13 protein-coding genes and 1 tRNA gene are annotated in these 14,819 nt (G+C 40.8%); 8 read left to right on the top strand and 6 right to left on the bottom strand.

Annotated elements, in window-relative coordinates:
- Window positions 1-20 precede the first annotated feature (20 nt).
- Window positions 21-1,055, bottom strand: coding sequence for an RluA family pseudouridine synthase (locus HOP08_09145; protein ID NOT75080.1), 1,035 nt, complete (start codon window positions 1,053-1,055; stop codon window positions 21-23).
- 179 nt (window positions 1,056-1,234) lie between these two features.
- Here HOP08_09145 and HOP08_09150 point away from each other — a divergent pair, with 179 nt between their 5' ends.
- Complete coding sequence (locus HOP08_09150) at window positions 1,235-2,113, top strand: hypothetical protein (protein NOT75081.1); 879 nt, start codon at window positions 1,235-1,237, stop codon at window positions 2,111-2,113.
- Between the two features lie 2 nt (window positions 2,114-2,115).
- Here the strand turns inward: HOP08_09150 and HOP08_09155 are convergent, their stop codons facing one another.
- Genes HOP08_09155 through HOP08_09170 form a run of 4 tightly spaced genes read right to left on the bottom strand, consistent with a single transcriptional unit; the run spans window position 2,116 to window position 6,832 of the window.
- Window positions 2,116-3,078: a polyprenyl synthetase family protein gene (locus HOP08_09155; protein ID NOT75082.1), complete on the bottom strand. Its 963-nt coding sequence runs from the start codon at window positions 3,076-3,078 to the stop codon at window positions 2,116-2,118.
- Window positions 3,078-5,321, bottom strand: coding sequence for a ribonuclease R (rnr, locus tag HOP08_09160; GenBank protein NOT75083.1), 2,244 nt, complete (start codon window positions 5,319-5,321; stop codon window positions 3,078-3,080). The genes HOP08_09155 and rnr overlap by 1 nt, the downstream gene beginning before the upstream one ends.
- Before the next feature lie 34 nt (window positions 5,322-5,355).
- Window positions 5,356-6,069, bottom strand: coding sequence for a 3'-5' exonuclease (locus tag HOP08_09165; GenBank protein NOT75084.1), 714 nt, complete (start codon window positions 6,067-6,069; stop codon window positions 5,356-5,358).
- 1 nt (window position 6,070) lies between these two features.
- Window positions 6,071-6,832 carry an alpha/beta fold hydrolase gene (locus tag HOP08_09170; GenBank protein ID NOT75085.1) on the bottom strand — a complete coding sequence of 254 codons (762 nt, stop codon included), beginning with the start codon at window positions 6,830-6,832 and terminating at the stop codon, window positions 6,071-6,073.
- A gap of 151 nt (window positions 6,833-6,983) precedes the next feature.
- Between HOP08_09170 and lysA the strand changes: the two genes are divergently transcribed.
- Window positions 6,984-8,213 carry a diaminopimelate decarboxylase gene (gene lysA / locus HOP08_09175; GenBank protein ID NOT75086.1) on the top strand — a complete coding sequence of 410 codons (1,230 nt, stop codon included), beginning with the start codon at window positions 6,984-6,986 and terminating at the stop codon, window positions 8,211-8,213.
- The gene (locus HOP08_09180) at window positions 8,213-9,433 is read left to right on the top strand and encodes an NAD(P)/FAD-dependent oxidoreductase (GenBank protein ID NOT75087.1); all 1,221 of its coding nucleotides are present in this window, start codon (window positions 8,213-8,215) and stop codon (window positions 9,431-9,433) included. The genes lysA and HOP08_09180 overlap by 1 nt, the downstream gene beginning before the upstream one ends.
- Window positions 9,434-9,466: 33 nt before the next feature.
- Here the strand turns inward: HOP08_09180 and HOP08_09185 are convergent.
- Window positions 9,467-9,539: transfer RNA gene (locus HOP08_09185), tRNA-Phe, on the bottom strand.
- Between the two features lie 137 nt (window positions 9,540-9,676).
- Between HOP08_09185 and HOP08_09190 the strand changes: the two genes are divergently transcribed.
- From HOP08_09190 to HOP08_09210, 5 genes are all read left to right on the top strand, one after another.
- A complete protein-coding gene (locus tag HOP08_09190; protein NOT75088.1) occupies window positions 9,677-10,987 on the top strand; it encodes a 4Fe-4S dicluster domain-containing protein in 1,311 nt (436 codons plus the stop codon).
- Window positions 10,988-11,023: 36 nt separating this feature from the next.
- Window positions 11,024-11,806: a (Fe-S)-binding protein gene (locus tag HOP08_09195; protein NOT75089.1), complete on the top strand. Its 783-nt coding sequence runs from the start codon at window positions 11,024-11,026 to the stop codon at window positions 11,804-11,806.
- 3 nt (window positions 11,807-11,809) lie between these two features.
- The gene (locus HOP08_09200; protein NOT75090.1) at window positions 11,810-12,391 is read left to right on the top strand and encodes a hypothetical protein; all 582 of its coding nucleotides are present in this window, start codon (window positions 11,810-11,812) and stop codon (window positions 12,389-12,391) included.
- A gap of 91 nt (window positions 12,392-12,482) precedes the next feature.
- Window positions 12,483-14,282: an ATP-binding cassette domain-containing protein gene (locus HOP08_09205; GenBank protein NOT75091.1), complete on the top strand. Its 1,800-nt coding sequence runs from the start codon at window positions 12,483-12,485 to the stop codon at window positions 14,280-14,282.
- Window positions 14,266-14,682 (top strand): transcriptional repressor, encoded by a 417-nt coding sequence (locus tag HOP08_09210; GenBank protein NOT75092.1) that lies wholly within the window; start codon window positions 14,266-14,268, stop codon window positions 14,680-14,682. The genes HOP08_09205 and HOP08_09210 overlap by 17 nt, the downstream gene beginning before the upstream one ends.
- Window positions 14,683-14,819 lie beyond the last annotated feature (137 nt).

A 14,819-nucleotide genomic window follows, 5' to 3' on the forward strand; every position in this document is an offset into this window, starting at 1 on the left:
TACTTGACTGCTCAACGCAATTAGTTATACTTCACATAATTCTCCCACTTCTCCATCAAGTCCTTGAAATCGGTAGGAAGTTCTGAATCAAATTGAACAAATTCCTTTGTCACAGGATGAATAAATCCTAAAGTCTTTGCATGAAGTGCCTGACGCGGCATGATCTTAAAACAATTATCAACAAACTGACGATACTTGGAAAAGGTGGTACCTTTTAAAACCTGATCTCCACCATACGTAGCATCATTGAATAATGGATGCCCTATAAATTTCATGTGTGCCCGAATCTGATGCGTTCTTCCTGTTTCCAACTTGCACTCCAGAAGCGTAACGTATCGCATTTGTTTCAACACCTTATAATGCGTGATAGCAGTACGGCCGAAGTCACCTTCCGGGAAAGCAGCCGTCACCCTTCTGTCTTTCAAACTTCGCCCAACATTGATGTTGATCGTTCCTTGTTCCGTTGCCGGCTCACCCCACACCAAAGCCCAATAAGTTCTTTGAATGCTGTGATCATAAAACTGTCGGGCAAGTTGTGTAATGGCTAACTCCGACTTGGCAATCACCAATAGTCCCGAGGTATCTTTATCGATGCGGTGAACGAGCCCTGGTCTACCAGTATTTCCTGGCATCTCAGGAAGATTCTGAAAATGATAGGTAAGAGCATTGACCAATGTACCTGACCAATTCTGAAAAGCCGGATGAACGACCATACCTGCTTCTTTATTCACCACTAGCAAATGTTCATCCTCATAGACAATATTCAGAGGAATATTCTCAGGTTTAACCTCATTGTCACGCGGAGGTTCAGGCATTGAAACCGTAATGACATCTCCAGGATGGATCTTGTGATTTGGCTTGACCTGATTGTCGTTTACTTTAATGAACCCATTGTGAATCCCTTCCTGAACTTTTGTTCGTGTAGCATTCGGCAACCGATCCATTAAAAACTTATCGATGCGCAATAAGTTCTGCCCGGCATCCACTACAATCCGGTGATGCTCGAACAACTCATCATCCTGTTCGTCTTCTAATTCAATGTTTTCATCTTCCACAGGGCAAAAGTACTCAGAAGAAAAAGGATATAGGAAAGAAGTTTCAACTTACACTTTCAATGAGTAAACCCTCTATGATAAATTACAAAGAAGTCTATAGTGTTTGGATATTGATTAAGACTGTGCTATCGTCTTAATAAAAGCAGTTTTCGAAAGATTTTCTCCTTAGATTTGTCCGCATGACAAGGCATAAGATCATTTCAAAAATTTTATTCTTTTCACTATTCCTTTCTTTGATTGGATGTAAAGCGCCTGAAAAAGACTACTCTCTTTTTGAAAAAGCAGTTGCCGTTGGGGTAAACAAAAATGATAAACTGGAAGAAGCCTCTGGTCTGATTGCAAGTCAGCGAAATCCTGATTTATTGTGGACACATAACGATAGCGGAAATCCTGCACATATTTTTCTACTCGACAAGGAAGCAAAAACACAAAAGACCTTCAAACTTTCCAAGATCAAGAACCGCGATTGGGAAGATATTACCATTGGAGCCGGACCGAAAGAAAATACTTCCTATTTATACATAGGGGATATCGGGGACAATATTGGCCTCTATGATATTAAATACATTTATCGTCTTGTTGAGCCAGCGATCGATGATGATGAAAAGATTACTGAATTTGATACTCTTATCGTTAAGTTGGATGACGGTTCCCGTGATTCAGAAACTCTCATGTTTGATCCCGCAAGTAAAAATCTGTATATCGTTTCAAAACGGGAAAGCGAAGTAAGACTTTATGAAATAACACATCCCTTTGATGGAGATACACTTGTAGCAACAAAAAAAATAAGCATTCCGCTGACTTATATTAATGGTGGATCTATTTCTTTCGATGGGAAAGAAGTGTTACTTAGAAACTATGATCATATATATTACTGGAAGAAAAAAGGGGACGAATCCATTGTTGAGTTACTTAAAACTCCACCGGTAGAAATCCCTTACAGTCGGGAGCCGCAAGGAGAGTCTATTGGATGGGCTTTGGATAATTCCGGTTTCTATACATTAAGTGAGAATGCAAAGGGCACGCGGGCAAAGTTATTCTACTATAAAAGAAAGTAGTTTTATTTTTGACGATGGACGAGATCCTTCGCAAAGTCAATCAGCGGCTGACTTGTTTTACCTATCGATAACTTGCCAATTCCCTCAAATCCTTTTTGAAAATATTCATTGACCTTGATCTCTGTCAGGGTTTTGATGTCAAGCTGATCGTAAAGAAGAGTAACAGCTTTAACTTTTTTCTTTTTATCGAACTTCGTTTTTAGAAGCCACGCATTCAATTCTTTCTTTTCATTGCCCTTTGCTTTTTCCAAAGCTTTGATCAGAAGAAATGTTTTTTTATTGGCTATAATATCTCCCCCTACCTGCTTACCGAATTTTAGCTTATCAGCGTAGACATCCAGAAGATCATCTTTTAATTGAAATCCTATTCCAAGATTGATCCCCGCTTCGTAAAGGATTTTCCTGTCTTTTTGAGAAGCTCCTGCCAGCAATGCTCCTAATTCAAGACTAAAGCCCAGCAGGACCGCCGTCTTCAATCTTATCATTTCAATGTATTGAGCTTCGCTAATATTTTTCTTTGATTCAAACTCCATGTCCCATTGCTGACCCTCACAAACACCTGCAGCACACGCGTTGAAAAGAGACAACACTTCCGAAAGTTTATCATTATCCAGGTCCAGGAACATGTCATACACTTTAACCAGCATGACATCACCTGAAAGAATAGCTGTGTTAACATTCCATTTTTCATGGACAGTTGCCTTTCCTCTTCTCAAAGGAGCATTATCCATAATGTCATCATGAAGAAGTGTAAAGTTGTGAAAAGCCTCCACTGCAGCAGCATACTTCACAATGCGCGAAACATCTTCCTTAAACAAAGAATAAGAAAGCATCGTCAGTATTGGACGAAGACGTTTCCCGCCAAGGGACATGATATAGCGTATAGGATCATAGAGTGAAGCTGGCGAAGAACCAAATTTCTGATTTTTTATCTCAGCCTCCAGCAAGGATAGATATTTTTCCATTACTTCTTCCTGCGCTTTTGACCTGGACGTGGGCGTTCTTTTTCTTTCGTGACTCTTGGCTCGAAGAAACGTTCGCCCCTTGAAGCATCCTCCGGACCATTTTCAAATGCAAGGTCCATAGTGCGTTTGTCAACATCTGTTTTCTTAACCCTCACCTCCACTTCATCTCCAAGACGATATACTTTCTTGTTCTTTCTTCCTACAACACGGTAGTTCTTTTCATCATAATCATAAAAATCATCCTTCATGTCGGACATGCGAACCATGCCTTCACATTTAGTTTCAATAATCTCAATGAATATTCCAAAATCAGTGACACCTGTAATGATCCCGGCGTACAACTTATCTTCCGCTAGGCTCATAAACTCTACCTGTTTGTACTTGATAGAAGCGCGTTCAGCATCAGCTGCACGTTTTTCACGTTCAGAAGAATGGATACACTTCTTTTCAAAATCAGCTTTGTTCACTGGCTTTCCTTCATCCAGGTAATGCTGCAACAATCGATGCACCATCATATCCGGATATCTTCGGATCGGAGAGGTAAAGTGTGTGTAATGGTCAAACGCAAGACCAAAATGTCCTTTTGGATCCGTAGTGTACTTTGCTTTTGCCATTGCCCGTACAGCTAATGATTGTAAGACACCTTGTTCAGGCTTGCCTTCAATTTCATCCATCAGCTTGTTAAGTGACTTCGAAACTGCATTCTCTTCCGTTTGAAGACTGTGGCCAAACTGCTTGGCAAATAATGCAAAGTCACTGACCTTTTCAGGATTTGGAAAATCGTGAGTACGATACACGAAAGTATTTTTATCTCCACCTTTCTTAAGCTTATAGATATAGGTTGCCACTGCTTTGTTTGCAAGCAACATATACTCTTCAATCAGTTTGTGTGCGTCCTTGCGAACTTTTGGAACAACTGCTAATGGCTTGCCCTTTTCATCCAGCTTGAATTTTACCTCTGTCGTTTCAAAGTTGACAGCTCCTCTTGTGAAGCGTTCTTTACGAAGCTTGTGAGCAATGTCATTTAGTATTTTGATCTCATTGGCAAATTTTCCTTCACCCGCTTCAATTACCTCCTGCGCCTGCTCATACGAAAAACGGTGATCTGAATGAATGACTGTTCTTCCGAACCACTCATTCTGAACCCTACCATTTCTATCAATCTCAAATACAGCGGCAAAAGTCAGTTTCGTTTCGTTAGGACGAAGTGAACATAGGCCATTGGATAATCTTTCCGGAAGCATGGGAACTGTGCGATCCACAAGATAAACTGATGTTGCGCGATCGAATGCATCATCATCAAGAATGGTACCCGGTACGACATAATGAGTGACATCCGCAATGTGCACACCAACTTCAATTAATCCGTTGTCCAGTTCTTTGAAAGATATCGCATCATCAAAATCCTTGGCATCTTCAGGGTCAATTGTAAATGTGAGGACATCACGAAAGTCTCTACGTTTCTTAATCTCTTCATTGGAAATCTTATCCTGGATCTTTTCAGATTCATGCAAAACGTTTTCAGGAAAACGGAATGGTAGATCAAACTCCGCCATGATGGAATGGATCTCAGCCTCATTCTCACCAGTCTTACCCAATATCTCAATTACTTTGGCTTCCGGATTTTTATCTCCATTTCCCCACTTCGTTACTTCAAATAAGACTTTATCATTATTTTTTGCTTCTCCGACATTATCCTGATAAATGAAAAAGTCCTGATATATCTTTTTAAAATCGGGCACCACGAATGCAAATCTATTTGGTGAAACTTCCAGTCGTCCGACAAATCGGGTGCGGTTTCTTTTCACAATTTCTTCGACTCTGCCTTCCGGTTTTTCTCCTTTATGTTTTTTAATAATTGAGATTCTTACCGTGTCGCCATGAAGGGCGCCTCCCATATCGCGATCACGAACGTAGACGTCAGTTTCTCCGCCCGTATTTACATAGGCAAAGCGCTGGTTGACGTGATCAACTATACCTTCCAGTGTTTCTGCTTTTTTAGCGGATCCGAAACTACCATCCGGTAATTGAAGGATCTTACCGGAAGATTCAAGTTGTTCAAGGACAGTAAATAAATCTTTATTGGCTGCTTTGTTCTTTGGACCTATTTGTCGCGCGAGTTCTTTAAAAGTATAAGATGCGCCTGGACTTTCGTCGAAGAAGGAGAGTATTGCCTGACGCAATGATGCGCTTTCGTTCTTTTGTTTTTTTTGTTTTTGTTCTTTAAATTTTTTCTTTGACATAAATTTCTTTTTACCACCACTTCGGTAGTAAAAATTAAGTGTTAATAATATTATCTGTTGAGATCAAGCTCAACGCTTTCATTTTTAAAAATAATTGTGCCACCGCCACTACATCTCCAACACAATACTCACCGATCTTCTTTAAATCCTTATCCCTGTAATACGTTCTATTAACCATCGATCCATCAAGCTCACCTTTGCTTGTGGGGATGTTAAATATCGCTGCCAAAAGATCGAGAGAGGTATAATGTTTATAATCACCGAATTTCCATAATTCAAGTGTATCAATGTGAGGGATGTCCCACGATTTTCTTCCGGAAAGGTCCAAAACTGGGGGAAGAGCAATGCCGTTGACCAACATTCTTCTGCAAAGATAAGGGAAATCAAACTCTTTTCCGTTGTGGGCGCAAAGCCGAAGGTTGGGTTCCATCTTCTCCAGGGCGGTTTTGAATTCCTGAAGAAGGGTTGCTTCATCATGATGGGCAAAGTACTTTGTCTTCAGGCAACGTTCACCTCCTTCATTTTCCGTGAACCTCCCTATGGCTATTGTGACAATCTTTCCAAACTCAGCATAGATACCTGCCCGCTCATGAAACAAGTTTTCATCTGTTGCTTCTTCATTTCGTTGCTTGAAGAAAGAAGCCTTGCGCGCCCACTGAACTTTCATCCGTTCGTCCAACGATGAGTGATGTTCTGTGCAGGCTACGGTTTCAATGTCGAGGAATAAAATGTTTTTGAAATCATCCATGTTACTTGGCAAGGTAACTTGAAACAAGCGCTGCGAACTCTCCAGGCTTTTCAGCCTGAACCCAATGACCGGTATCCAACACAGCAAACTCGGCATTAGGGAAAAGAGTCCTGATCAACGCTTCATCACCTTCCTTGTAATAATTAGATTTTTTTCCTTCAATGAAAAGAGAAGGCTTGTCACATTTTCCAGAGTAAATCATACCAACCCCCATTTGTTCAATGTTATTATCAATTGCTGCTACGTTTAATTTCCATTCAAAACCACCTTCGCTTTTTCTGGAAAGGTTTTTCAACAAAAACTGACGCACATCTGCTTCCGCAACAAACTTTGAGAGAATAGTATCTGCCTCATTTCTGGAGGCAAGGGTATCCAGGGGAATAGATTTCAGCCCCTCAAGAATAGCATCATGATGGATTGGGTAATTCTTCGGTACAATGTCAACAACAATCAGCTTGCTTAATTTCTCAGGATATTTTACAGCAAAATTCATCGCTGTTTTTCCACCCATACTGTGTCCCATAATAACAGGCTGTTGAATGGAGTGCTCAACAATAAAGTCATTGAGATCTTCCGCCAGCAATGAGTAATTCATCTCTTCAGTATGTGGTGACTGACCATGATTTCTTTGATCTACAACATACACTGTGAATTTCTCAGCAAATACTTTTGCCAAAGAATACCAGTTGTCTGATGAACCAAATAGACCGTGAAGAATGATGAGTGGTGCGCCCTGACCTGATGATCTGAAAAATAACTTCATAGATAGAAGATGTGTTTACAACAAAATTCCTGGTGTTTCGGTTTCATCATACTTAGAAGATAGACCAGGCCACTAATTTACCCCACTTCTCCAATTCTTCTACTTCTCTTTATTCTCCATTTCTCCCATTATCTTTGGCCTTTATTTTTTTATGGAATTGAATAACGGTTCATATCAGGTACAGGGAATCTCCTTCGGGTCTTTGGCAAAAGAGTTCGGAACACCATTATATATTTATGATGCTGCTAAAATTGAGCAACAGATAAACAATTTGAAGCAAGCCTTCTCAGGTGCGGATCTTAAAATCAAGTTTGCTGCCAAAGCACTTACTAACATTTCTGTTCTTAAGCTCATGCGCAAAAATGGCGTGGGTGTAGATGTCGTTTCAGGTGAAGAGGCTCAAATTGCAATGAAAGCCGGCTTTCTGCCAAGCGAAATCATGTTCACTCCGAGTGGTGTTGATTTCGACGAACTTATTCAGGCGGTGAAGTGGGGTCTTAATGTGAATCTTGACAACTTATCAGTACTTGAAAAATTTGGAAAGAAGTATGGAAGCTCATATCCCTGCGGCATTCGGCTGAATCCAAATATTATGGCTGGCGGAAATCTTAAGATCTCAACTGGCCATAGTAACTCAAAATTTGGCATTTCAGTTCAACAGCTTCCTGAAATCCTCAATATCGTTGAACGATATGAGATCAATCTGAATGGATTGCTTATTCATACAGGCTCAGAAATTCTTGAGATCGACGTTTTTCTAAAAATGGGCGAAATCCTTTTCAAGATCGCGCATGATATTCCTTCTATTAAGTCCCTTGACTTTGGTGGTGGATTTAAAGTTTCCTATCAAAAGGGAGACAAGACAACAGATGTTCAAGAGCTCGGTTCACGATTAAGAAAACTCTTTGCTGATTTTGAAAGTCAGAATGGAAGGAAGCTTGAGCTATGGATCGAGCCCGGAAAATATCTTGTGAGTGAATGTGGTTATCTTCTTGTGAAAAGCAACGTCGTGAAACAAAATCCAACGGTGACTTTCGTTGGTGTTAACTCTGGTCTCAATCATCTCATCAGGCCCATGATGTACAACTCCTACCATGAGATTATAAATGTTTCCAATCCTAACGGTGCAGTAAAAACCTATACCGTCGTTGGGAATATCTGCGAGACCGATACTTTTGGAACAGATCGTAATCTTGCCGAGGTAAGGGAGGATGATTTGCTTGTATTTGAAAATGCAGGAGCTTACGGATACATGATGGCTTCCAATTACAATTCACGTGTACGTCCGGCAGAGGTTATGATCATCGATGGGAAAGCAAAACTTATTCGTCAACGCGATACCCTTGAGCAAATTCTCCAGGGACAAGTTGATATTTTTTGATGCAGTATGATCTGATCATCGTTGGAGGTGGGGCAGCAGGTTTCTTTGCTGCCATTGAGGCTTTCAATCAAAACCCTGATCAGAAAATAGTAATCCTCGAAAAGTCGACAAAGCTATTATCAAAGGTCAGGATATCTGGTGGCGGACGATGCAATGTGACGCATCATTGCTTTGAGGCCTCTCCTCTTTCAAAGCATTATCCAAGAGGTCAGAAAGAATTCAAACAAATTTTTAGAATTTTTCAGGTCTCTGATACCGTTCGGTGGTTTGAAAGAAAAGGTGTGGAGCTTATCACAGAAGATGATGGAAGAATGTTTCCTATAACGGAAAACTCCGAGACTATCATCGAATGTTTTCAACGTGAGGTCCAAAAAGCAAAGATTGAAATCATTATTTCAACAGAGGTTTCATCGATTCAAAAACCGGATGATATCCTGATTGTTAAGACCAGAAATGAAAAAATTTTTTCGGCATCAAAGGTTTTAATTGCTATTGGTGGTCATCCACAGGCAAGCGCTTATAGTTGGATCAAATCCACCGGTCACACCATCATTAGTCCAATACCATCTCTGTTTACTTTCAATGATCCCTCAAAAGAGTTTACGGATCTCATGGGCGTTGCTGTACAAAATGCTGAAGTTAAGATTGCCGGTACAAAATTCGCTTCTCAGGGACCGGTTCTCATAACTCATTGGGGACTTAGTGGTCCCGGAGTAATTCGTCTTTCTGCCTGGGCCGCTGTTTATCTTCATGAGGTCAACTATCAGTTCACAGCATTGATAAACTGGACTGGTGAAGAAACTGAAGACTCGGTGAGGAATCTTATGAAAGAGAAGAATCGTCTCGAAGGCAAGAAGCAGATCATGTCGCATCCATTATTTCAGATACCTCAACGACTTTGGGAAAAGTTATGCATTAAGGCAGAGGTTGGTGAAAAAATGGTTTGGGCAGAAGCTCCCTCGAAAGTTGTGAATCGTCTTATCGAATTTATTGTAAGAACGCCTTTCAGGATTCAGGGTAAGACTACTTTCAAAGAAGAGTTTGTTACCTGCGGCGGTGTTGATCTGAAAGAGATTGATCTTGAAACAATGGAAAGTAAGAAGTTGAAAGGGCTGTTTTTTGCTGGAGAAGTTCTCAATGTTGATGGAGAAACGGGAGGGTTTAACTTTCAATCTGCCTGGACTACTGCCTTTATTGCTGCAAAAGCGATATCAAAATAAAAGCCTCTCCGCTGATGCAGAGAGGCCTTTTTGTGGTGACGGAGGGAGTTGAACCCCCGACACAAGGATTTTCAGTCCTTTGCTCTACCAACTGAGCTACGTCACCTTTAAATACTCCACCGTTTGGCGGATGGGGGCCACAAAAGTATATAAAATTAGAAACGGTACAAATTGTGGGCTGTTTTAAAGCAGTAAATGATTTTACAGAATTTGTGAGCTAATTTTGACTGATATCAATTACTCATGGCCTACCTCCAGCAAGTTCTCTTTTTAATTGTTCTCGCTATCGCCGGATATTTCATTCGAAAGAGAGTAATAAGGATTAAAAGCAACATTCTTTTAGGCAAAGCAAGTGTTATTAACGACCACAAGGGTGATCGCCTGAAGAACATGATGCTGGTAGCATTCGGGCAAAAAAAAATGTTCAAGAGAGTTGTGCCCGCAACGCTTCACTTCTTTATATATGCCGGGTTTCTCATCATAAATCTGGAAGTTCTTGAATTTATCATTGACGGACTTGCCGGAACGCATCGGATTTTCGCTCCATATATAGGAGGTCTATATAATGTGCTGATGAATTTCTTTGAGTTTCTCGCTATTGCTGTTCTCTTCTCCTGCTTCGCATTTTTAATTCGCCGAAACATAACAAAAGTTCCACGACTACAATCTCCTGAATTGAATGGCTGGCCACGCCTGGATGGAAATCTTATCCTTTCGATTGAAATCATTCTGATGTTTGCCATTCTTACGATGAATGCAAGTGATCAGATCTTACAAACCCGCAGTGAACATTATACTGCAACCGGAAGCCTATTCTTCAGTTCATTTCTTATTCCATTATTACAAAACATCAGCACTCCATCTCTTGAATTCATTGAACGATTCATGTGGTGGTTTCACATCATCGGTATTCTTGGATTCTCTGTCTACATAACATACTCAAAACACCTCCACATTTTCCTTGCCTTCCCAAACACCTTTTATGCAAGGCTTGAACCGAAAGGTCAGATTGTGAATATGCCCGTGGTAACACGCGAGGTAAAGTCTATGCTTGGTCTGCCCACAACGGAAGTGCCAGCAGGAGAACCTGGAAGATTCGGTGCAAAGGATATTAACGATCTAACATGGACCAATCTCATGGCTGCCTATTCTTGTACCGAATGTGGAAGATGTACTTCTGAATGCCCTGCCAACATTACTGGTAAAAAATTATCTCCAAGAAAGATCATGATGGATGTTCGCGATCGCATGGAAGATGTTGGAAAGAGTCTGGAAAAAGGCGGCGCAGGATTAAACGACGGAAAATCTCTCCTGGGGGATTACACTACTAAAGAAGAGATCAATGCCTGTACCAGTTGCAATGCATGCGTAGAGGCTTGTCCTGTAATGATCAATCCGCTTGAAATTATTCTTGAGATGAGACGTTATGTTTCTATGGAAGAATCGGGGGCGCCTGCACAATGGAATTCAATGTTTCAGAATATTGAAACAAGTTTTGCTCCATGGAAGTTTTCACCATCGGATCGTTTTAACTGGTCAAAAGAAGACAAGTAGATATTTGCCTGAACAGAAATTAACCAAGAATCACTGATGAACGTTCCTACGATAGCAGATCTTATAGCAAAAGGCGAAACACCGGAAATCCTATTCTGGGTTGGATGCGCTGGCTCCTTTGACGATCGCGCCAAACGTGTTACAAAAGCTTTCGTAAAAATTCTTAATGCCGTAGGAACAAAGTTCGCTGTCCTGGGAAATGAAGAAACCTGCACTGGTGATCCCGCACGCAGAGCAGGCAATGAATTTCTTTTTCAAATGCAGGCAATGAACAACATCTCAATTCTGAATGGATATAATGTAAAAAAGATTGTCACTGCATGTCCTCATTGTTTCAATACATTAAAAAACGAATACCCTGAATTAGGGGGGAACTATGAAGTCATTCATCATTCAACTTTCATTAATCAATTGATCAATGATGGGAAAATCAAAATGACGGAAGGTGGTTCATTCAAAGGAAAAAAAATTACCTATCACGACTCATGTTATCTGGGAAGAGCGAATAATATCTATGAAGCTCCGCGTGAAGTATTGGAATCGCTTGATGCGGATCTAGTTGAGATGAAACGATGCCGTACCACGGGATTATGCTGTGGAGCAGGCGGAGCACAAATGTTTAAGGAACCTGAGAAAGGGGATAAGGATATCAATATTGAGCGTGCTGAAGAAGCTCTTGCCACAGGCGCAACAACTATTGCTGTAGCTTGTCCGTTTTGTATGACGATGATGAGTGATGGAGTGAAGAACAAGGAAAAAGAGGGACAGGTTAATGTCAAAGATCTTGCAGAGCTGATCGCCGAAACACAGGGATTATAATCAATGAAAGCAATTGCATATGTAGGTCTGAGCCTCCTGTTATTATTGTTTGGGTCTTGTTCACAACAAGAGAAATCCTCTGATAAAATATATGACTTTGAGAATTTGATTGATCATCAGGTTAGTCAATTGAGTCAACAAGCACGTGTGTTGGGCAAAACCTCACAAGTAAGTGGAACAAAATCCGATACAACTTTTCTGCCTTCCGGTGCAGGATGGAGATCGGAACTTGAAGTTTTCAGGGAATTAGAGATCATTAACAAACCAATCTATCGAAATGAATACTCTATTCAGGATCCCGTTAAAGACACCCAAAGCAATCTTAAAGTCCGTCAGTACCTTTCTGCCAATGCTCCAATAACGAACTTAAGATTCTATTACCACAACGATTTCTCAGGGCTCAAAAAAATTGAAGCCACCATTACAGAAAAGAGCTTGCTTTTTTTCAATAGTCGCAACCTGACAATGGAGTTTGAAGAGGAGGAAGGAAAACCTGTTCTTAAAAACTACTCACTGGAAGGTTTTCAAAAGTTGATCCTCCGCGATACGGTCCACTTCTCACTTCAGGGACAGATCGATCAATAATCTTAAAATAAAATCCTGTTCTTTACGTCTTATTGTACTCCGCCCCGACTCATTAATTCTCTCATTTTTCATTCTTTAATAATATCTCTAAGTGGCGAAAAGATCATTTCTATCAGAAGGCGAAAAGAAGCCCATCACATCCTCTAATCTTCGCAAACTCCTTGGCATTTTTCAGTTTGTCCTGCCATACAAGAAAATTTTTGCAGGCGGACTGCTTGCATTGGCATTATCAAGCGCTACAACACTATCGTTTCCTTTTCTTGCCGGTAAGATTCTGGATGTTGCAACTGGGAAAAAGGATTTCTTTCTGACCAGTGTCAACCAAATAGCATTGGCACTCCTTGCTGTTCTCGTTGTACAAAGTGCCTTCTCTTTCATTCGTGTTTATACTTTTTCAATCGTCAGCGAGCGAACCCTTGCTGATCTGCGTCAGGCCATTTATAAAAAGATCATCTGGCTTCCGATGACTTTTTTCGATAACCGGAGGATAGGTGAATTGTTAAGTCGCATTACTTCTGATGTTGGAACATTACAAGATACGTTCACGACAACCCTTGCTGAATTAATGAGGCAAGTGCTCGTGCTCATTATCGGAACTACAGTGATCCTGATATTAACACCAAAGCTTACCTTGTTCATGGTTCTGACTTTCCCTGTGTTGGTTATCGGAGCATTGGTCTTTGGAAAATTTATCAGAAAGCTTTCAAAGAAAACACAGGATCAATTGGCCGGGACTAATGTCATCGTTGAAGAGACGATGCAATCCATAGCTGTCGTAAAATCATTTACCAATGAGATTTTTGAAGCTGCCCGTTATAAAAAATCACTGGCGGAAGTGGTGACTACTGCCATTCACGCTGCTAAATACCGTGGACTATTTATCTCGTTTACTATTCTTGCCCTATTCGGTGGAATTGTCGGCGTGATCTGGTATGGCGGCACACTCGTTCAGACAGGAGAAATAACTCCAGGTGAATTAGTGACGTTTGTATTCTACACAATGTTTATCGGCGCATCCATTGCAGGTCTCGGAGATATCTACAGTCAGGTTCAGCGATCCATTGGAGCATCTGAAAGAATGCTGGAGATCCTTGATCAGCCTGACGAGAATAACTCAACGTATCACTCATTAAAATTAAAAGGAGCAATTTCTTATGATCAGGTTGAATTTGCTTATCCAACCCGGTCAGACATTACTGTTCTTAAATCTATCTCCATTTCTATAAAGCCAGGCGAAAAAGTTGCCTTGGTGGGTCCATCCGGCTCCGGTAAGTCGACCATTGCAAGTTTGCTGATGAGGTTTTATCCTTTGTCGCATGGAAAAATACTCGTTGATGGAAATGACATTACTTCCTATGGACTCTCTGCTTATCGCGAAAACATTGGTATCGTTCCACAGGAAGTGATCTTATTTGGAGGCACTATTCGTGAAAATATTGCTTACGGGAATCCTTTATCAACAGAAGAGGAAATTCATGCAGCTGCAACTCAGGCAAATGCAATGGAATTCATAGAAAGTTTTCCTGAAAAGTTTGAAACACTTGTTGGTGATCGTGGTGTAAAGCTTTCCGGTGGACAACGTCAGCGCATTGCAATCGCGAGAGCCATTCTTAAAAATCCTTCCATCCTTATATTGGATGAAGCCACCAGTTCATTGGATGCGAAGTCAGAACAACTTGTGCAGAGTGCTTTAGAAAAGCTGATGGAAAACAGAACTACGATTGTTATTGCTCACCGTCTTAGCACGATCCGGAAGGCGGATCGTATTCTTGTAATAAAGGATGGTCAGATTGCCGAGTCGGGTTCACACGATGAGTTATCCGCTCTGGACAATGGTATTTATCGTAACTTGCTAATGCTTCAATGGGAGAATCATGAGAAGGTCGGATGAGAAGATTTTAAGGGATTTCAAATTGCGCAGCACGGCAAGTCGTTCTGATATCCTTAATCTGTTTATTCAAAATCCATATGCTCTTTCATACTCAGATATTGAGAAACAAGTAGCCGAAACATACGATCGCGTTACAGTTTACCGAACGCTCAAAACCTTCCTTGATAAAGGAGTTGTTCATAAAGTGCTGGATGATCAGGGTAGTTTGAAATATGCGCTTTGCAAGGATCATTGCACTACTGGTGAACATCATCACGAGCATGTCCATTTCAAGTGCATCGATTGTGGACAAACTAATTGCCTTGAAGATGTTGAGATTCCGACGATCCATTTGCCTAAAGGATACATGCCAAAAGAGCTAAATCTTCTTATTCAAGGTGTTTGCTCTAAATGTCAATAAAACGTCATTATTAGGTTTCCTATAACCTGCTGGTAGTATATACATGTGTAAGGTTTCAGGTTTTAAGATTAATTTTTAGCTTTGTTGCTTGAATAGAGGTGATTATGGGCCAGTTGACCGGTAATCACCTCTTTTTT

Source organism: Cyclobacteriaceae bacterium (assembly GCA_013141055.1).
Taxonomy (GTDB): Bacteria; Bacteroidota; Bacteroidia; order Cytophagales; family Cyclobacteriaceae; genus ELB16-189.